Raw genomic sequence first — 18,644 nt, forward strand, 5'->3', positions numbered from 1 at the left:
ATAAGCCCCACCGGCAGCACCACCGCCGGCTGGGGGCCGAGCGCCATCAAGCCCAGGATGGCGCCGGCCACCAGCACCTTGTCGCCGATGGGATCGAGGATCGCGCCCCAGACCGTAACGGCGTCCAGCTTGCGCGCCAGCCAGCCGTCGAAATAGTCGGTCACCGCGGCGATCACGAAGGCCCAGAAGGCGAACCGCTGCAAGGCGAACTGCGTATCGGGCGTCAGGGTCTCGCTGACATAGGGCACGCCGCCCGCCGCCGCCGCCAGGGCCACGAACATGAGGACCGTCAGGATCAGGCGGCCGGTGGACAGGATGTTGGGCAGGGACTTCATCATGGCAGTCTAACGCACCAGCTCAGCTTCCGTCCCTAGGCCTTGCGGAAGAAGTCGAAGATGCGCTGGGCGAGGGGTTCGCTGACCCCGTCGACCTTCATGATGTCGTCCACCGAAGCGCGGCTCACCCCGCGGGCGGACCCGAAGGCGTGCAGCAGGGCGCGCTTGCGGCCCGGCCCCACCCCTTCGATCTCGTCCAGCGGGTTCTTCTTCATGTCGATGGAGCGCTTGATGCGGTGGGTGCCGATGGCGAACCGGTGAGCCTCGTCGCGCAGGCGCTGCAGGTAGTAGAGAACCGGCGACTTGGGCTCGAGCATGAACTGCGGCTTGCCGGCCACGTGGAACCGCTCCAGCCCGGCGTCGCGGTCAGGCCCCTTGGCCACGCCCACCACCGGGATGTCGTCGACGCCGAGGTCGGCCATCACCTCCATCACCGCCGAGATCTGGCCGGCGCCGCCGTCGATCAGCACCAGGTCGGGGCGTGGGCTGGAGGCCTCGCCGCTCTCCTCTTCCTTGACCATCCGGCCAAAGCGGCGGCGCAGCACCTCCTTCATCATCCCGAAGTCGTCGCCGGGGGTGAGGTCCGTGCCCTTGATGTTGAACTTGCGGTACTTGTTCTTGTTGAAGCCCTCGGGCCCGGCCACGATCATGCCGCCCACCGCGTTGGTGCCCATGATGTGGCTGTTGTCATAGACCTCGATCCGCTCGGGCGGCCCGTCCAGTCCGAAGGCCTCGGCCACGCCGGCCAGCAGCTTACCCTGGGCCGAGCTTTCGCTCATCTTCCGCCCCAGGGCCTCGCGGGCGTTGGTCAGGGCGTGGTCCACCAGCCCCTTCTTCTCGCCCTTCTGCGGCCGGGTGATCTCCACCTTGCGGCCGGCCTTCAGGGTGAAGGCCTCGTTCAGAAGTTCGCGCTCGGCCGGCTCCACATTGGTCAGGATCAGGCGGGGGATCGGTTTGTCGTCATAGAACTGGCCGAGGAAGGCGCTCATCACGTCCGTGTCCTCGTCGGACTTGTCGACGCGGGGGAAGTAGGCGCGGTTGCCCCAGTTCTGGCCGGCCCGGAAGAAGAACACCTGCACGCAGGCCTGCCCGCCCTCGGCGAACAGGGCGAAGACGTCAGCCTCGTCCAGGGTCTCGGGATTGATCTGCTGTTCCTGGGCGACCGAGGCCAGCGCCCGGATGCGGTCGCGCAGGCGCGCGGCCCGCTCGAACTCCATGTCGTCGGAGGCCGCCTGCATCTCGCCCGACATCCTGGAGATCACCGCCCGGCTCTTGCCGCGCAGGAAGTCCTCGGCCTGCTCCACCAGGGCGCCGTAGTCCTCCAGGCTGACGAGCCCGGTGCAGGGCGCGGCGCAGCGCTTGATCTGGTGCAGCATGCAGGGCCGGGTGCGGCTCTCATAGACGCTGTCGGAGCACGACCGCAGCAGGAAGGCCTTCTGCAGGGTGTTCAGGGTGCGGTTCACCGCCCAGGCGCTGGCGAAGGGGCCGAAATAGTCGCCCTTGATGGTGTGGGCGCCGCGATGCTTGCGCAGCTGGGCGGCCGGGTGTTCGCGCCGGATGACGATCTCGGGGAAGCTCTTGTCGTCCCGCAGCAGCACGTTGAAGCGCGGCTTCAGCTGCTTGATCAGGTTGATTTCGAGGAACAGGGCGTCGGTCTCGGTGCGGACCGTGACGAACTCCATGGACCGGGTCAGGTCCACCATCAGGGCGATGCGCTGGGTGTGGAACCGGCCCTGCGCATACTGCAAGACGCGCTTCTTCAGGCTGCGCGCCTTGCCGACATAGAGGACCTCGCCGTCCTCGCCCATCATCCGATAGACGCCGGGCGCATCGGGCAGGCGGCGGACTTCGTCCTTGATCAAGGCCGCGCCCTGCAAGGGCGCCTGGAGTGTCGCGTCGGTCGGCATGTCGCCAATATAGGCGAGTCCGCGACTAAGCGTAGGCGATGGCTCGCGGTTTAGCTGATGAGGCGGGACGGACGCCTACAGCTTCACCCCACCCCCGTTCGTCATGGCCGACCGCTTGTGTCGGCCATTCATAAACTCGGCGGTCAGGGATTGGTCTGAGAGTCCGACGCGTATGGATCGCCGGGACAAGAGCCCGGCGATGACGATCTTCGGGAAATGGTGGCGCAGGCTGAGGAGGGAGCCCTCTACAGCTTCACCCCGCCGGCCATGATCTTCGCGAAGCCGGGCTTGGTGAGCCTCACATAGCTTTTGGCGCCTTCCTTGTAGAACACCGCGCCCTTGATGATCGCCGGGTCGAAGCCGTCGGCGACCAGGTCGATCTTGCGGTACTTGAAGGTGCCGGTGGTCTCGATCGCCGGCAGGATGCGCACGAAGACCGGTTGGGCATATGCCGGCATGTCACGCGCAACCGCCTCGCCGAACGCCTTGATGTCGAATGTATCATCGACGACGATCCCGGCCATGCCGGCACGGCCATCGGCGCCCTCGACCGCCACGCCATAGACATTGGCTTCGACGACGCCCGGGATAGCCTGGAGTTGCTCAGCCACCTGGCCGGTGGAGACGTTCTCACCCTTCCAGCGGAAGGTGTCGCCAATCCGATCGACAAAATAGAAGTAACCGTCGGCGTCGGTGCGCATCAGATCGCCCGACCGGAACCAGGCGTCGCCCTTTTCGAACACGTCGCGCAGGATCTTCTTGTCCGACGCGGCCTTGTCCACATAGCCGGTGTACTCGCTGCGCGCGTCGTGGCCGATCTTGCCGATGCACTCGCCGATCTGGCCGGGACCACACTCTATGCACAGGCCGTTCAGGCCGCGGATCGGCTCTTCCTTTTCGACGTCGAACTGCACCAGCCGATAGTTCACCTTCTCGCGCAGCCACTTGGGCGAGCGGCCGATCGCGCCCTCCCGGCCGTCGAAGTTGAACATCGAGATGTTTCCCTCGGTCGATCCGTAGAACTCCAGGATCTCGGGGATGCGGAAGCGGCGCTTCATCTCGCCCCAGACATCGGCCCGCAGGCCGTTGCCGAACGCCAGGCGGACCTTGTGGCGGCCCTCATCCTCGCTTGGCTCGTGATTGACGAGGTAGCGGCAAAGCTCGCCGATATAGACGAACATCGTGCAGTTCTCGGCGACGATGTCTTCCCAGAAGTGACTGGCGGAAAACTTCTTCTTCACCACCACCGAGCCGCCGTTCAGCAGGGCCGCGCCGAGCGCGCAGAGCCCTCCGGTGGCGTGGTAGAGCGGCAATGCGACATAGATCCGGTCGTTCTCATTGGCTCCCGTCGCCCCGGCGAAGCCGCGCATGTAGAGCTGGGCCCGCACATGGGTGATGCGTGCGGCCTTCGGCAGGCCCGTGGTGCCGCTGGTGAAGATCAGCAGGGCGATGTCCTTGGCCGTCATGCCGTCGCGGACCGCCTTGTCCGGCGGAAGCTGGCTACAGCTCTTCAGCGCCTGGGTCAGGTCGCGCTGGTCGCCGTGCGCCTGGCCGCCAAGCACCCACTGCTTCATCGGCTGCTCCAGCAGCCCTTTGGCCTGCTCGAACAGCGGCGAGGTGTCGCCATCGACGATGACATGGGCGGCGCCCGAGATGTTCAGGCAATGAGCCAGAGGCTGGCCGCTGAGCTGGTTGTTGATGAGGGCCGTGACCACCCCGATCTTCGACAGGCCATACCAGACCGGAAAATACTCCAGCCGGTTGGGCATGAACAACGCCACAGTCTGGCCGCGGCGCAGACCGATTCCCTTGGCCCAATGGGCGAAGCGGTTGGCCATGGCGTCCATCTCGCCATAGGTCAGCGTCTTGTACTCGAAGGTCAGCGCCGGGCGGTCGCGCCATTCTTCGACCGCGTCCTGGATATCGTCGCACACCAGATGATCAGACGTGGGCGCGATCGACTTCACGCGCTTAAGGGTGCGATTGAGCCCCCGTATAAAACGCCAATCACGCTCTAGCTGGGCCCTGATACGCATACAATCCTCCGACGCAGGGCCACCTTGGCGGTGGCCGCCCGGACGGGTCAAGCTGAGCCATGAGCGCGGCGGGTCACACCCGCGTCAGGCGAGCGTGACCGTGGCGCCGGGGACTCAGTGCGGGCCGGGAAACGCTGGATTAGGATGAGGTCATGCTGCCACGCGCGATTCTGTTCGACCTCGACGAGACCATCATCTCCTTCGGCTCACGCCGCCTGATTCTGCAGGCCGTGGTCGAGGAATTTACGGAGATTTTCGGGCCGGTTACACCGGAGGAAGCCGGCGAGGCGCTGGAGGCGGGGTTCCGCGCCTTCTGGGCCGACGAGGTCCGCGCCACCTACTGGCGCCAGAACCTGATGGAGGGGCGCAAGCTGGCCGTGGCGGCCACTTTCGAGAGCCTGGTTGCTCGCGCCCCGGGCCTGACGCCCGACTTCGCCGCGACGTTTGGCGAGCGCTTCCACAACCACCGGGAGGATCAAGGCCAGTTGTTCCCCAGGGCGCTGGAAACCGTCGAGGAACTCAAGCGGCGGGGGGTGAAGCTGGCGCTGGTGACCAACGGCGCGGCGGCGCCGCAGCGCGCCAAGGTCGAGCGGTTTGATCTCGCCCGCCTCTTTGAGCACGTGCAGATCGAGGGCGAAGCCGGGTTCGGCAAGCCCGAGGAACAGGCCTATCTGCACGCCATGCAGGCTTTGGGCGTCGAGCCGCACGAGACCTGGATGGTCGGCGACAATCTGGAGTGGGAGGTCGTCGCGCCGCAGCGGCTGGGGATCTACGCGGTCTGGCACGACCATCTGGGAGAGGGCCTGCCGCCGGGCAGTCCGATCAAGCCCGACCGGATCGTCCGCTCCATCGTCGAACTGCTGGACTGAGATGCCGGATTTGGGCGACTTCACGGCGGAAAAATGAATATCGAGACGATATTGCGGAGATAATTTTTATCCCCCCTCAGAAAAACGAAGAGATTGGCGAATTATTTGATATCAAAATTCGCCTCCCCTAGAGGGGAATGCCCTCCTAACCACGACTTGACCACAAAATATCGGAACATGTGAAAGACAGCCTCGTTCTTATACCGACCAATAACCTGGGAGGTATAATATGAGTACCGAATACAGCCCGTTTGCTAAGCCTACATTTAGCGCCGCCGACTTCCAGCGCGACGCCCCTGCCATCAACACCCTTGATGAGCGGCTTCTCAATACGGAGTCGCGTAGTTCCGCCGTGCAAGATCCCAGAGAACCCACCCCTATGCAGGATGGGCCGGGGTTCGCCGGGACCACAATCTATGCGGGCTCGGCCAAGGCGAAGAGCGCCGGCCGTTCGATCCCTCCGGCGCTGATGGTCGGCGTGCCCGCGGTCGTGCTGGCGGCCGGCGTCGCATACTTCGCGATGCAGCCCCGCCAGACGATCTTCGCCGATCCGGTCCCCGCGACCGCCGTCGTCGAACCGCTCACAGCCACGCCAGCGCCTACCGAGCTGGCCTCCCTGGAAGCCTCGCCGCCCGCTGTGACGCAGGCGGCCGCGACCCCCGCCGCTAAACCGGCGCCTGCCGCCCGCACCGAAGCGCCGGCACGTGTTGCGCGCGCTCGCGTCGCGCCCACGGCTGACGACGCGACCAGTTTCGCCGCCGACGCCAGCGTCACGTCGCCAGCTGCGCCAATTCCATACTCGGCCCTGGGACAGACCTCTGCGCCGGCCCCTGCCGCGATCATGGTACCGCCGATGATACGCTCTCCGGCGCCTGCCGAAACGACGCCTGCGCCCACCGTGACGCCTAAGCCCAGCGTTCAGGATCCAGCCACGCCGGCGCTCGAAGCCCCGGAGCCCGCGACGCCCTAAAGGCCGGCGCATTCAGTGAGATAGGCGGCTGCGGCGACGCGGCCGCCTATTTCATTCCTAGCTCAACCACACCGTCCCTTAACCACCTTGACCCAGTATCAGCCCGTAACCCACCAGTCGGGACCGAGGGCATGCGGCGGGAGTCTGAGTTTCGATTACTCGCGCCGCTGATCGGGCTCGCCCTGGGCGCGATGGCTGTGTTCGTCGCAAGCCTGCTGATCTGGGCCAACCAGGTCGATCGCGACGTGCGCAAACAGGAAGAAGAGCTCGTTCGCCGTGGACTGCTCGCCAGCATCTACGAGATCGAGCGTTCGATCCTGCCCGAGACGAACTGGGACGAAGCGGTCGCCAATCTCGACAACCATTTCGATCCGGCCTGGGCCAACGCCAACCTCAACGACTACTTCGCTCAGAACATCGATTTCGAGCAGTTGTTCGTGCTCGACGGCGACAATCGGGCGATTTATGGCCGCTTTCACAAGGATGCCGCCCCGGCGGCGGACTATCGCCACTTCAGCGGCGCCGCCCCGCTGATCGCCGCCGTGCGTCACGCCGAGGCCGAGCGCGGACCCATCGCCCAGCATAAGGCTGGCGCTCTGAGGACCCTGAAGTCGCGCGCGATCCAGGCCAGCGACTTCGTCATGCACGACGGCAAGGTCTATCTGGTCTCGGCCACCCTGGTGCAGCCGGACTTCGCGACAGTCACGCCCAAGGGCGATTTCGCGCCGATTGTCGTCATGGCCCTGCGAATGAACGCCGCCGCCCTCTCGCGTGTGAAGGACCGGTTCCAACTGGACGACGTGAAGGCCGATGTTGGCCTCGCCCATCTGGGCGACGGCCGGGCCCACGTCGCGCTGCCGGTCAGCGGCGGCGACCAGCCGCTGGTGCTGAGCTGGTCGCCCAAGACGCCTGGCGCGGATCTCGCGCGCGCCGCGGCCCTTCCCGTCGCTCTGGTGCTGCTGGTCTTCGGCCTCGTCGGCTTCGTGATGATCACCCGGATCCGCCGCGCGGCGGCGCAGCTCCTGGTCAACCACCGCACCCAGGCCGAATTCCTGGCCAATATGAGCCATGAGATCCGAACTCCGCTGAACGGGGTCAACGCCATCGCCGCGGCTCTCGGCCGCACATCGCTGTCGCCGGCCCAGGCCGAGATGGTCGGCATCATCCAGGGCTCGGGCGAGACCCTGACGCGCGTGCTGTCGGACGTGCTGGACGTCTCTTGCATGGACACCCGCGCGGTCAAGGTCGAGCGCCAGCCATTCCACCTAGGCGACACCGTCCGCTCCGTCGCCGCCCTGGCCGGGGCGCGGGCGCGGGAAAAGGCGCTGGACCTGATCATCGACATCGATCCGATGGCCGAGGCAGCCGTCACCGGCGACGCGGTGAGGGTCAAACAGATCCTGACCAACCTCATCTCCAATGCGCTCAAGTTCACCAGCGAAGGTTATGTGGCCATCGCCATCCGCGCCGAGGGTCAGGACCGTTGGCGGATCGACGTCCAGGACACCGGTATCGGCTTCGATCCGGCCGAGAAGGACCGCCTGTTCGGCCGGTTCCAGCAGGGCGACGGCTCGGCCACCCGTTCTTATGGCGGCATGGGTCTTGGCCTGACCATCTGCAAGCAGCTGGTAGAGTTGATGGGGGGCGAGATCGACGCCAATGGCGCGCCAGGCGAGGGCGCGACCTTCAGCGTCCGCCTGCCCCTGCCGATGTCCACCGCCACGCCGCAGGCGCGGACGGACACGGATGCCAACAGCGGCCCAGGCCGGCCGTTGCGTGTCCTGCTGGCCGACGACCACCCCACCAATCGCAAGGTCGTGCAGGTTCTGTTCGCCGAGTTCGACGTCGATCTGGTCTGTACCGAGAATGGGCGGGAAGCTTGCGAAGCCTTCGCGACGCGGCGCTTCGACCTCGTGCTGATGGACATGCAGATGCCGGTCATGGATGGCCTGGAGGCCGTGCGTGTCATCCGCGAACGCGAGCGGCAGCGGGGCTTCACTCGCACACCGATCGTCATGCTGACGGCCAACGCCCTGCCCGAACACCGCGACGCGAGCCTCGCCGCTGGAGCCGACCTGCACATGGCCAAGCCCATCGAGGCGCCAAAACTGTTCGGGGTTCTACAAAGCGTCGCTGAACGCCAGGCCGTCGCCGCGGCGGCCTGAAGGCGACGGCATGTCACATTTCAGCGTCATCTGATTGCGAATAGGTCCTGCCCGCACGCCGCAATCCGTTGGAATTTCTCATGCTGAAGCTACTGTTTTCGAGCTGGGGCGCCGAGTGGGGCACCGCTGGCTTGGTGTTCTTCGTCAGCGCGGCCGTGGGCCGTTTCGCCGCCGAGGGCATGAACACCCTTCAATGGTGCGGGGCGATCACCGCGATCCTGGCCGCCATCACCGCCGCCGTCGCGGTGCGGGTCTGGAAGGACGAACCGAGCCAGGCCAAGGTTCGCGTCGACCGCGACTAGGGCTAGTCGGCGTGGACGTCGAGGCCCATGGCGGTCAGCAGCCGATACTGCTGCTCGGACGACACCTTCATCCCGTCCAGCGTGGCCAGTTCGGCCAGGTTGAGGCCGCTGACCTCAGCGCCGCGTAGATCCGCGCGGGCCAGTTTCACGCCCACGGTCAACGCCTGGAAGAAATCGCACTCGCGCAGGTCGGCGCCTTCGAGATCGGCGTCCACCAGCACCGCCTCGCGGAAGCTGGACCGGTTGAGATCGCAGTCGGGCAGCCGGATCTGCGTCAGGTCGGCGAGCTCCAGATTGCAGCCTTTCAGCACGCCCGAGTGCTTCACCACGTTGCGACCGAAGGTGCGGCCAAAATCGGCGCGCATGAAGGCCGAGCCACGCAGATTGCACGCCTCCATCTCAAGCCCGTACATGCTGGAGCGTTCGAACCGCGCGAACGACAAGTCGCAGCGCGCAAAGCACGCCGCCTCCAGGCGGCAGAAGGCGAACTGAGCCCCGACATGACCCGCGTCGTCAGCGAACACGCAGTCCGCGAACTCGGCCTCGCGCAGGTCGGCATGGGCGAAGCGGCAACGGATGAACCGACAGCCCTTGAAGCGTCCGCCCTGTAGGACAACGCCTGAGAACTGGGCGTCCTTGATGGTGCAGTCCGTCAGTTCGAGGTCGAGCAGATCGAGATCCGTCCAATCGACATCGGAAAGATCGACACTCTTGAGATGCGAGCCAGCCTTGATTTCGATCGACATGCCACTCTCCGCTCATCCTGGCGAAGGCCGGGACCCAAGCAGAATATCAATCGCGCTTACGTCGCAATCGGTCGCAATGCGGACAGGCCGCTTGGACCCCGTCTTTCGCCTGGATGAGCGGCGTAGGGAAGTCCCGAGCGCGCCCATAGCACCCGGGACGCGGCCCTACGCCTTCGGAGCCGCCGGAACGTAGATTTCGCCGCCCTCGGCGCGGAACTTCTCGCTCATTTCCGCCATGCCCGCGGTCGCCACGTCGTTCTGCTTGGCGGCGCTTTCGCGGATTTCCTGACTGATCTTCATCGAGCAGAATTTCGGGCCGCACATCGAGCAGAAGTGGGCGGTCTTGAACGCCTCCTTCGGCAAGCTTTCGTCGTGGTACTCACGCGCGGTTTCCGGATCGAGACCCAGGTTGAACTGATCCTCCCAGCGGAACTCAAACCGGGCGCGGCTGAGCGCGTCGTCCCAGGCCCGCGCGGTCGGATGGCCCTTGGCGAGGTCAGCGGCATGGGCGGCGATCTTATAGGTGATGACCCCCTGCTTCACGTCCTCGCGGTCGGGCAGGCCCAGGTGCTCCTTCGGCGTCACGTAGCAAAGCATGGCGGTGCCGTACCAACCGATCATCGCCGCGCCGATGGCGCTGGTGATGTGGTCGTAGCCGGGCGCGATGTCGGTGGTTAGCGGGCCCAAGGTGTAGAAGGGGGCCTCGCCGCAGACGGCCAATTGCTTGTCCATGTTGGCCTTGATCTTGTGCATCGGCACGTGGCCGGGCCCTTCGATCATCACCTGAACGCCATGCTTCCAGGCGATGGGCGTCAGCTCGCCCAGGGTTTCGAGTTCGGCGAACTGGGCCGCGTCATTGGCGTCGGCGATCGAGCCGGGGCGCAAGCCATCGCCCAGGCTGAACGACACATCGTAGGCCCGCATGATTTCGCAGATGTCTTCGAAGTGCTCGTAGAGGAAGTTCTCCTTGTGGTGCGACAGGCACCACTTGGCCATGATCGAGCCGCCCCGCGACACGATCCCGGTCACGCGCTTGGCGGTCAACGGCACATAGGCCAGACGCACGCCGGCATGGATGGTGAAGTAGTCGACGCCCTGCTCGGCCTGCTCGATCAGGGTGTCGCGGAACACTTCCCAGTTCAGGTCCTCGGCAACGCCGTTGACCTTTTCCAGGGCCTGGTAGATCGGCACCGTGCCGATCGGCACCGGGCTGTTGCGAATGATCCAATCGCGGATGTTGTGGATGTTGCGGCCGGTGGACAGGTCCATGACCGTGTCGGCGCCCCAGCGGGTCGACCAGACCATCTTGTCGACCTCGTCGGCGACGGTCGACAGTACCGCCGAGTTGCCGATGTTGGCGTTGATCTTAACCAGGAAGTTCCGGCCGATCGCCATCGGCTCCAGTTCGGTGTGGTTGATGTTGGCCGGGATGATCGCCCGGCCGCGAGCCACTTCGTCGCGCACGAACTCCGGGGTCACGAAGTCCGGGATCGAGGCCCCGAAGTCCTCGCCGTCACGGATCGCGCCGTCGTTCTCCTGGCGGCGCAGGTTCTCGCGGATGGCGACATATTCCATCTCCGGCGTGATGATCCCGCGACGAGCATATTCCAGCTGGGTCACCGCCCCGCCAGCCTTGGCGCGGTAGACGCGCCGTGGGGCGCTGAACTGCGGGGCCAGGTGCTCACCCTTGGCGAAGCCGTTATCCTCGGGCTTCACCTCGCGGGGGTTCTCGACGATCTCGACGTCGCCGCGCGACACCACCCACGGCTCGCGGGTACGGGCCAGGCCCTGGTCGATGTCGATCTTCACATTGGGGTCGGTATAGGGGCCGGACGGATCATAGATCGTCACTGGCGGCTCATTGGCCGAGGGGTGCACCGCCACTTCGCGGAACGGCACACGGATATCGGGCCACAGTACGCCGGGCTGGTAGACCTTGCGCGAACCTGGACGTTCGCCGGTGGGAATGGCGTCTTTGATGGGCGTCTGGATGTTCACCGGCGCGGCTCCTCTAGGCCAAAAGGCTATGCCGGCGAACGGGAATCCGGGCGCAAGACCGCACCCGAAACGCCTTCCCTTCGCCGGCATGACCCGGATCAGGTTCTACGGGTCGCGGGCTCGCCCGCCTCTCAGCCGCCTATGCGCGGCCCCCCGAGGACAAGCCCGACTCTTAAGCGCGAATGAGACCGATGGAAAGCACGCCATCCGGCATTAAAATGCGCGCATAGTCCGGCGCCTAAGGAGAACCGCCATGAAGCGCTTGCTCGTTGTCACCTCGACCGTCGCTCTGGTCGCCGCGGCCTTCCCTGCCCTGGCCGCCGACCAAGCCAAACCCGAGACTGGCTCGCAGTGTTTCCGAATGAGCCAGATCCGGAACCACACCAAGGCCGACAGCCAAACGCTCTATTTCAGCGTAGGCGCGCGCGACGTCTATCGCCTGGACATGTCCGGCGCCTGCCTGGCGGGCACAAGCTCCAGCGATCCACTGATCATGGAAACGGTCGGCGGAACGGACCTGATCTGTCGGCCGATCGATCTCAATCTTAAGGTCAAGACAGGGAATGTCGGAGTGTCGCCTTGCATCATCAAGGAGATCACCAAACTGACCCCCGATCAGGTCGCCGCTCTGCCCCCGAAGGTGAAGCCCTAGACGACAGGCCAGGGCTCGCGGCGGGCCTTGGGCGCATGGTAGTCAAGCGGCCATGGACTCCTAATATCGCAACTGAAAGGCCCCTGGCGTGACACTGATCCTCGGCGTTCTCGGCGGCATGGGTCCCGCGGCCACGATCGACTTCCTGGCTAAGCTCCAGGCCTTGACCCCGGCCGATCGGGAGCAGGACCACATCCGCACCATTGTCGACATCAACCCGCAGGTGCCCGACTTCAGCGACCCGCTGGTCAAGCCAGGTCCGGTGCTGGCTGAGATGGCCGGCGCGCTGCAAGGTGCTGGGGCGCAGGTCCTGGCCATCGCCTGCAACACCGCCCACACCTATGCCGACCTGATCAGCCGATCCTCGGGCCTGCCGCTGATCGACATGATCACCACCGCCTCGGTCGCCGCCCGCGAGACCGGAGCCCGGCGCGCGGGCGTACTGGGCTCCCGCCCGGCGCTTAAGCTCTATCGGGAATATCTGGCCGCTCAGGGCATGGGCATGGTGACCCTCGAGCCGGATCGCCAGGCGATCTTCATGGACCTGATCGACAAAATCAAACGCGGCGACAAGAGCCGCGAGGTTCGAGCCGGTGTGGCCGCCTTGACCGCCGACCTGGCCGCGGGCGGCGCGGAGACGGTCATCGCCGGCTGCACCGAGGTCCCGCTGGTGTTCGAAGCCGGCGCCACCCGCCTGCCGTTCATCGACGCCAGCGAGACCCTCGCCCGTCGCTGCGTGGCCGTTTGCCTCGGGCTGGCGCCGCTTCCGGTCTAGGCCGCTACAGCCGCCGCGCCTTGAAGGTGTCGCAGGCGCCGGGATTGCCGCTCTCCAGGCCGATGCGGAACCAGCGCATGCGCTGTTCACTTGTGCCATGGGTGAAGGCGTCGGGCATCACTCGGCCCTGGGATTGCTTCTGGATGGCGTCGTCGCCTACCGCCGCGGCGGCCCGCATGCCGTCCTCGATATCGGCGGGATCGAGCGAAACCTCGCCGGCCGACACCTTCGGCGCATGCGCGACCCAAACGCCGGCGTAGCAGTCGGCCTGAAGTTCCAGACGCACCGCTGAGCTGTCTGCCCCGCGCGCGCCACGCTCGACCTGCGCGGTCTGGCCGGTCAGGTGCTGGACGTGGTGGCCGATCTCATGGGCGATGACATAGGCCCGCGCGGCCTCTCCCTTGGCGCCGAACTTGGTCTCCAGTTCCCGCCAGAAGGCGAGGTCGAGATAGACCTTCTGATCGGCTGGGCAATAGAACGGCCCCATCGCCGATTGACCCATGCCGCAACCGGTGCCGGTCGCCTGGTCGTAGATCACGATAGAGGCTGGCCGTTGATAGCGCTGACCGGCCTGGGCGAAGATCGGTGTCCAGACGTCGGTCGTCGACTGTTCGATGACGTCGACGAACTGACCGCCTTCATCGGCCGTCGTGCCGCGCACGCCGGCCTGTTGCTCAGTCTGTTGCGCGCCGCCTTCGACAACCGACATGGTGGTAGAAGGATCGATGCCAAAGACAAAGTAGCCGACGAGGGCGAGGATCACGCCCACCATGCCGACCCCGCCAACGCCAGCTGCGCTGACGCCGCGTCGATCCTCGATATTGCCGCCCCTGCGGCCGCCCTGCCAACGCATGACTTGATCCTCCCGAAACGCCTCGCGCTAGGCGCACGGGCGAGGTGCAGGATGAGGCCGATCAGCCCAACTGTCAGCGTCTGTTTTGCGAAGCCTCGCGCACGCGGGCGTTGGAGCCGGCCAGCATGTCGTCAGGCATTGAGGCGAATCCGGCCATGCCGACCTGATCCGCGGCTGGCGCCGCCTTGGGTGGCAGGGTCAGACTCGGCCGAGTCCGCATGATGTCCACCTCCCTGATCCGCTGCTCGGTCTGCACCTTGGCGTCGAGGGCGTTAAACTGATTTTCGAGCGCAATCGACCGCTGCTGCTGCATCTGTTGTTGGGCCGTCAGGTCCAAATCACGCATCGCCGCCCGATGATCGACCTGAGCAAGAGCCGAGGGGGCGGAAACCGCGAGCACAGCCAGGGATATGATGAGCCGGTTCATGGTGATGAAACGCGAAACTGGGGCCAAGGCTCCCTAGCGAGTGGAAACCGAAAAGCGGGTGAGCTCCTCACGCGGCGCCGTCCATTCAGGGGCGATCTCGACAGCCTTTCGATAGTCGAAATAGGCCGACTTGGGGTCGTCCATCCCTTCATAGGCAAGGGCTCGGTTGTAGTAAGCCTTGGCGGGTTCGGTGACCCCGAGTTCGAGGGCCCGGTTGATGTCCGGCAAGCTGTCGGCGTAACGCTTTTGGCCGATGGAGGCCGCGCCCCTATTTACATAGGCCTCGCCCATATCGGGCTGAATCCGGACGGCCTGGTCGAAATCGCGGGCGGCGTCGGAATAGGATGTTCGCCGCAGCTTCAAGACACCCCGATTGACGTAGGTCCCGGCCCGGTCTCGCGGGCTCATGAACTCGGTGTCCAAGGCCAGGGTGCAGACCTCCTGGAACTTGACGTCGTCTTCCCCGCTCATAGCTGCTTTCGAACAGGCCTGGGCGAGGCCGCCGCCGATCACAGTCACCGCGCCGTGGGCGGAGCCAGCAGCTATCCAACTCAGAACCGCGACACTCATAGCCACAAGCAGCTTGGGCATGGCTGAATCTCCGGCGCCGTAGGTCGGAGTGAAGGGTCCGGCGCAGGTCCGACCTTCGACTCCAGAGTCCTCCTGTAGCGCCGATCCGTCAACGTAGATTTTCTACGCAAATATCGTTCAAGATACTGTTTTCGAGAGGTTATTTTGGAATCACGCGAGCCATCTCGCGGGCGAGATCAGCCATGCTGAAGGGCTTGTGCATCACCGGCCCCGCCCAGGTCTCCGCCAGTTCCTCGAGATCGGCGTAGCCGGTCATGATCACCACCGGGAAATCGGCCCGCTCCCAGCGAAGGCCGGCGGCGGTCTCCCCGCCGCTGAGGCCTGGCATAGCGAAGTCCACCAGGGCCGCCTGAAGGTCCGGATCCTCGCGCATCCGCTCAAGCGCCTGCTCGCCGCTCTCGGCCACGGTGACCCGACACCCAAGATCCCTCAACATCTGGACGGTGACAGCGCGGACGCCGGCATCGTCATCGACCAGCAGCACCTTCAACCCCCTCAAGGCCGTGTCGCCCGGCGCGTCCTCGGCGCTTCGAGCGACGACGTCGAACACCTCGGCGCGCGGCAGATAGACCCTGACCGTGGTGCCCCGGCTGGGCGCGGTGTCGATCTCCACCCCGCCGCCCAGTTGCTTGGCCAGCCCCAGGACCTGCGGCAGACCGAGGCCCGATCCCTTGCCTACCGGCTTTGTCGTGAAGAACGGCTCGAAGACCCGCGCCGCGACCGCCGGGGTCATGCCTTCGCCGGTGTCGGCCACCGCGATCATCACATAGTCGCCGGCCGCCGGCCCTTCGGCCCGTCGCCCGCCCGCCGCCACGGTGACATTGCCGGCCGATATGCTCACGACCCCGCCCGAGGCCATGGCGTCCCGCGCGTTCAGCGCGAGATTGACCACCATCAACTCGACCTGGGTGGCATCGCCGAAGGCTGGCCACAGGTCGGGCGCCACACTGACCTCCAGCCGATGGGCGCCGCCGATCGTGGGCTTGAGCAGCGCGGCCGCCGCCTCGACCGCCTCGCCGATGTCCATGGCCCTCACCTCCAGCCGCTGCCGGCGGGAAAAAGCCAGGAGTTGGCCAGTGAGCTTGGCGCCGCGCTCGCCGGCGGCCCGCGCCTGATCGACGTAGCGCATATGCTTGGGATCGGTCAGCCTGCGCGAAAGCAGGTCGAGATTTCCGAGCACCGCCATCAGCAGGTTGTTGAAGTCGTGCGCCACACCGCCGGTCAGCCGGCCGATCGCCTCCATCTTCTGAGCCTGGGCCAAGCTCTCCATCGCCTCGGCCAGTTCGCGGGTCCGGTCGGTCACGCGAGCCTCGAGCGACGCATTGAGGTTGAGCAATTCGGCCCGTTGGTCAGCGACCTTGTTGCCTGCCTCGTTCAGCGCCGCGGCCAGGGCGTCGATCTCCTTGGTGCCGGTCGGGAACGGCGTTGGCGGACGGCTCTCAGTCCAGGCCAAGGCTGTGTCGGCCAAGCGCTCGACGGGCTTGGCCACGCTGCTGGCCGCGTAGATCGCCAGCAAGGCGCCGAACCCAAGGAAGCCCAGCCCCAGCGCCATTCCCAAAAACAGTGACTGGCGCGCCCGGCCTCCGATTTCCGAGAGCGGCACGGCGACGACAAAGGACCAGCTGTAGTCAGGCGACGTGCTCCAAGCCGTGACGCTGGAGACGCCGTCAAGCGTCCGGGTGCTGGCCACGCCCGAGGGACCGCTCCGAAGGTGACCGAGCATGAGCGGAGAGGCGGATTTCCCGACCATCTCGGCGGCGTTTCGATTGCGCGCCACGATCACACCCCGGGCATCGGTGATCGATCCGGTCCAGGTCTGTGGAAAGTGCTGATCGATCCAGACCTGGCCGAAGGACTCCGCGGTCGCGCCCGCCGCCAGCAACAGCGAGGGCGCGTTCGGGCGATCCACCGGAACGTTGAACGAGATCATCGCTTCCTTGGCCACGGCGCCGTGAAACAGGTTCGAGACCTGCATCCGCCCGCCATCGGTATTCGTCCAGCTGAGACCAGGGGCGCGGCCGGCCCCCTTGGGCAGCGGCGTGCCCGGCGGCAAGCGCGTGTTCACCTTCTGCAGCCCGTCTGGACCGAACGCGACGATCCAGGTGTCGGTCCCGCGAGTGGCTTGGCGGGCCTGGGCGTCGAACGCGGGCCAGTCCTCGCTGCGCAGATAGGGCGAGGAGGCGAGAACCTCGAGCAGCACTTCCTTCTGTCCGATCTCACGATCGACCACCAGCGACAGCGCGCGAGCGGTTTCGGTCATCTGGCGTTCGACGAAATCGCGCTGCTGGCGATAGACCGTCCACATCAGCAGACCGCCGGCTATGACCGCCGGAATGAGCACGGCCAGCACCAGCACCACCAGCCGGGCGCGAAGCCCCGGCGCGTGTTGGGTGGAGGAGGACGCAGTGTCGTTCAAGCTATCGCCTAGCCCCGGCCGAGGTGCATCGCCACCCTAGGGCGCAACGGCGTCACAGCGAAACCGGAGATGTGCCGCAAGGCGATCACAGTATCCGTCAACTGCTCAGCACCCAGCGCTCAACCCGTCTTCCCGATCCGGAAGCGGCGCGTCTCGCGCAGCAGGATGTAGACACCACTGGCCGCCACCACCAGCGCCCCGGCCAGAGTCGCGGTGCGCGGAATCTCGTCCCAAAACACATAGCCCAGGATGCAGGCCCAGATGAGCTGGGTGTAGTCGAAGGGCGCCACCACGGCCACGGGCGCGCGGCGCAAGGCTTCGGTCAACAAGAGTTGGCCGGTTCCACCGATGAGGCCGGTGCAGACCAGCATCATCAGCGTGGTCAGATCCGGAATGACCCAACCGCCGAACGGCAGGCTCGCCAAGCCCAGCAGCATCCCCGCCAGGGTGAAATAGAAGACGATGGTCGGGCCAGGTTCCGTGCGGCCGATCTCACGGATGGCGATCATCGCGCCCGCCGCGCCAACCGCTCCGGCGAGGCCGAAGATCGTGCCCACCGTCGCCATGTGTGCGGGGTCGGGCCGGATCATGATCAGCACGCCGATAAAGCCGACGATCACCGCCCCCCAGCGATGGATGCCCACCCGCTCCTTCAGGATCGGCGCCGACAACGCGGTCATGAACAGCGGCGCGGCGAAGGACAGGGCCGTCGACTCGGTCAGCGGCAGCATCGAAACCGCCGTGAAGCCGCAGACCATGCCGACCAACCCAACCGTCGCGCGCGTCGCATGACCGCCCGGGCGGCTGGTCTTCAGGACCGAAAAGCTGCTGGTCCGCGAGATGTAGAGAAGCACCGGCACGAAGGCGAAGGCGTTGCGGAAGAAGATGATCTCCAGCACCGGCGCGCCGCGCTCGGCGCACGCCTTCACCAGGGCGGCAAGCCCGGCCATGCAGGCCATCGCCGCCACCCGCAGGATGATCCCCAAGCCGTTGCGCTGCAGAACGGCGTGGGCTGGGGCTTGCGCAGGCAATGGTCTCTCCTCTCAACCCCGCTTAGAGGCGCGCGGTCTCCCACGCCATAGGCGCCACGGGGTCTTGCGAGAAAGACTGGCCTGACGTGACGTAATCGCCGCAACCTCCCTCATCTGCTCACTAAGGGAATCGGCGATGACGATCGGACTGATGATGGCGGCCTGGACCCTGGTCCTGGCGTTTGCGCAGATCTTGCTTTTCGATATCGCACGAACCGGCCAGTACGGCTTGAAGTGGAACACCGGACCCCGTGATGGCGAGATGCCGCCGCTCAGCGCCCGGGCCGAACGGCTCAAGCGCGCCCAGGACAACCTGTTCGAGACCCTGCCGCTGTTCCTCGGGGCGGTGCTGATCGCACACGTGGCCGGCAAGGAAAATGAGATCACCGCGCTTGGCGCGCAGATCTACTTCTGGGCGCGGGTGGCCTATGTCCCGCTCTACGCCTGGGGCGTGCGACATGTGCGGTCGCTGGCCTGGCTGGTCAGTATTGTCGGGCTTGGCATGGTCGCCCAGGCGATCCTGCTGCCCTAGGCCCGCCTGCGAACTCGCCGCGAAACTGCAATCGCGGCG

The 18,644-nt window shown here is 65.9% G+C and carries 17 protein-coding genes and 1 riboswitch; of the genes, 7 read left to right on the forward strand and 10 right to left on the reverse strand.

From position 1 onward, the window contains the following. From Q7T84_RS17935 to Q7T84_RS17945, 3 genes are all read right to left on the reverse strand, one after another. On the reverse strand, positions 1 to 335 hold a 335-nt coding region (locus tag Q7T84_RS17935; protein WP_304811584.1), incomplete at its 3' end, for a CDP-alcohol phosphatidyltransferase family protein. Between the two features lie 35 nt (positions 336 to 370). Next, entirely contained in the window at positions 371 to 2,242 is a 1,872-nt protein-coding gene (gene uvrC / locus Q7T84_RS17940) for an excinuclease ABC subunit UvrC (RefSeq protein ID WP_370653686.1), read from the reverse strand. A 245-nt stretch (positions 2,243 to 2,487) separates the two neighbouring features. Further along, positions 2,488 to 4,278, reverse strand: a complete 1,791-nt coding sequence (locus Q7T84_RS17945; protein ID WP_304811586.1) for a long-chain-acyl-CoA synthetase — start codon at positions 4,276 to 4,278, stop codon at positions 2,488 to 2,490. Positions 4,279 to 4,430: 152 nt separating this feature from the next. Between Q7T84_RS17945 and Q7T84_RS17950 the strand changes: the two genes are divergently transcribed. The 4 genes from Q7T84_RS17950 (at position 4,431) to Q7T84_RS17965 (ending at position 8,584) form a co-directional block, all read left to right on the forward strand. Beyond that, on the forward strand, positions 4,431 to 5,147 hold the full coding sequence (locus Q7T84_RS17950) for an HAD family hydrolase (RefSeq protein WP_304811588.1): 717 nt from the start codon (positions 4,431 to 4,433) through the stop codon (positions 5,145 to 5,147). A 352-nt stretch (positions 5,148 to 5,499) separates the two neighbouring features. Continuing rightward, entirely contained in the window at positions 5,500 to 6,117 is a 618-nt protein-coding gene (locus Q7T84_RS17955) for a hypothetical protein (protein ID WP_304811590.1), read from the forward strand. Positions 6,118 to 6,248: 131 nt separating this feature from the next. Beyond that, positions 6,249 to 8,282: an ATP-binding protein gene (locus tag Q7T84_RS17960; RefSeq protein ID WP_304811592.1), complete on the forward strand. Its 2,034-nt coding sequence runs from the start codon at positions 6,249 to 6,251 to the stop codon at positions 8,280 to 8,282. Positions 8,283 to 8,362: 80 nt separating this feature from the next. Further along, positions 8,363 to 8,584, forward strand: coding sequence for a hypothetical protein (locus Q7T84_RS17965; RefSeq protein WP_304811594.1), 222 nt, complete (start codon positions 8,363 to 8,365; stop codon positions 8,582 to 8,584). Positions 8,585 to 8,586: 2 nt separating this feature from the next. On the opposite strand, the gene Q7T84_RS17970 is transcribed toward Q7T84_RS17965, so the two are convergent. Continuing rightward, entirely contained in the window at positions 8,587 to 9,330 is a 744-nt protein-coding gene (locus Q7T84_RS17970; protein ID WP_304811597.1) for a pentapeptide repeat-containing protein, read from the reverse strand. 165 nt (positions 9,331 to 9,495) lie between these two features. After that, on the reverse strand, positions 9,496 to 11,328 hold the full coding sequence (thiC, locus tag Q7T84_RS17975) for a phosphomethylpyrimidine synthase ThiC (protein WP_304811600.1): 1,833 nt from the start codon (positions 11,326 to 11,328) through the stop codon (positions 9,496 to 9,498). 58 nt (positions 11,329 to 11,386) lie between these two features. Further along, positions 11,387 to 11,494: riboswitch (TPP riboswitch) on the reverse strand. A gap of 87 nt (positions 11,495 to 11,581) precedes the next feature. Here thiC and Q7T84_RS17980 point away from each other — a divergent pair. Beyond that, positions 11,582 to 11,980, forward strand: a complete 399-nt coding sequence (locus tag Q7T84_RS17980) for a DUF6491 family protein (RefSeq protein ID WP_304811602.1) — start codon at positions 11,582 to 11,584, stop codon at positions 11,978 to 11,980. Positions 11,981 to 12,068: 88 nt separating this feature from the next. Beyond that, positions 12,069 to 12,755: an aspartate/glutamate racemase family protein gene (locus tag Q7T84_RS17985; protein ID WP_304811603.1), complete on the forward strand. Its 687-nt coding sequence runs from the start codon at positions 12,069 to 12,071 to the stop codon at positions 12,753 to 12,755. 4 nt (positions 12,756 to 12,759) lie between these two features. Here the strand turns inward: Q7T84_RS17985 and Q7T84_RS17990 are convergent, their stop codons facing one another. From Q7T84_RS17990 to Q7T84_RS18010, 5 genes are all read right to left on the reverse strand, one after another. Further along, positions 12,760 to 13,608, reverse strand: a complete 849-nt coding sequence (locus Q7T84_RS17990; RefSeq protein ID WP_304811605.1) for a neutral zinc metallopeptidase — start codon at positions 13,606 to 13,608, stop codon at positions 12,760 to 12,762. 73 nt (positions 13,609 to 13,681) lie between these two features. Continuing rightward, complete coding sequence (locus Q7T84_RS17995; RefSeq protein WP_304811608.1) at positions 13,682 to 14,035, reverse strand: hypothetical protein; 354 nt, start codon at positions 14,033 to 14,035, stop codon at positions 13,682 to 13,684. Positions 14,036 to 14,068: 33 nt separating this feature from the next. Continuing rightward, positions 14,069 to 14,626, reverse strand: a complete 558-nt coding sequence (locus Q7T84_RS18000; protein ID WP_304811611.1) for a tetratricopeptide repeat protein — start codon at positions 14,624 to 14,626, stop codon at positions 14,069 to 14,071. A gap of 139 nt (positions 14,627 to 14,765) precedes the next feature. Further along, positions 14,766 to 17,042, reverse strand: coding sequence for an ATP-binding protein (locus Q7T84_RS18005; RefSeq protein ID WP_304811613.1), 2,277 nt, complete (start codon positions 17,040 to 17,042; stop codon positions 14,766 to 14,768). A gap of 119 nt (positions 17,043 to 17,161) precedes the next feature. Continuing rightward, positions 17,162 to 18,073, reverse strand: a complete 912-nt coding sequence (locus Q7T84_RS18010) for a DMT family transporter (protein ID WP_304811616.1) — start codon at positions 18,071 to 18,073, stop codon at positions 17,162 to 17,164. A gap of 136 nt (positions 18,074 to 18,209) precedes the next feature. On the opposite strand from Q7T84_RS18010, the gene Q7T84_RS18015 reads away from it, so the two are divergent. Then, the gene (locus Q7T84_RS18015) at positions 18,210 to 18,605 is read left to right on the forward strand and encodes an MAPEG family protein (protein WP_304811618.1); all 396 of its coding nucleotides are present in this window, start codon (positions 18,210 to 18,212) and stop codon (positions 18,603 to 18,605) included. The last annotated feature ends 39 nt before the right edge of the window (positions 18,606 to 18,644 follow it).

The organism is Phenylobacterium sp., assembly GCF_030654915.1.
Taxonomy (GTDB): Bacteria; Pseudomonadota; Alphaproteobacteria; order Caulobacterales; family Caulobacteraceae; genus Phenylobacterium.

Excerpts from the sequence above, each read along its gene's own strand:
- Q7T84_RS17995 (WP_304811608.1), bottom strand. The coding sequence starts at position 14,035 with ATGAACCGGCTCATCATATCCCTGGCTGTGCTCGCGGTTTCCGCCCCC.
- Q7T84_RS17990 (WP_304811605.1), bottom strand. The coding sequence starts at position 13,608 with ATGCGTTGGCAGGGCGGCCGCAGGGGCGGCAATATCGAGGATCGACGC.
- Q7T84_RS17950 (WP_304811588.1), top strand. The coding sequence starts at position 4,431 with ATGCTGCCACGCGCGATTCTGTTCGACCTCGACGAGACCATCATCTCC.
- Q7T84_RS17965 (WP_304811594.1), top strand. The coding sequence starts at position 8,363 with ATGCTGAAGCTACTGTTTTCGAGCTGGGGCGCCGAGTGGGGCACCGCT.
- Q7T84_RS17945 (WP_304811586.1), bottom strand. The coding sequence starts at position 4,278 with ATGCGTATCAGGGCCCAGCTAGAGCGTGATTGGCGTTTTATACGGGGG.
- Q7T84_RS17970 (WP_304811597.1), bottom strand. The coding sequence starts at position 9,330 with ATGTCGATCGAAATCAAGGCTGGCTCGCATCTCAAGAGTGTCGATCTT.
- Q7T84_RS17980 (WP_304811602.1), top strand. The coding sequence starts at position 11,582 with ATGAAGCGCTTGCTCGTTGTCACCTCGACCGTCGCTCTGGTCGCCGCG.
- Q7T84_RS18000 (WP_304811611.1), bottom strand. The coding sequence starts at position 14,626 with ATGCCCAAGCTGCTTGTGGCTATGAGTGTCGCGGTTCTGAGTTGGATA.
- Q7T84_RS17960 (WP_304811592.1), top strand. The coding sequence starts at position 6,249 with ATGCGGCGGGAGTCTGAGTTTCGATTACTCGCGCCGCTGATCGGGCTC.
- uvrC (WP_370653686.1), bottom strand. The coding sequence starts at position 2,242 with ATGCCGACCGACGCGACACTCCAGGCGCCCTTGCAGGGCGCGGCCTTG.
- Q7T84_RS18015 (WP_304811618.1), top strand. The coding sequence starts at position 18,210 with ATGACGATCGGACTGATGATGGCGGCCTGGACCCTGGTCCTGGCGTTT.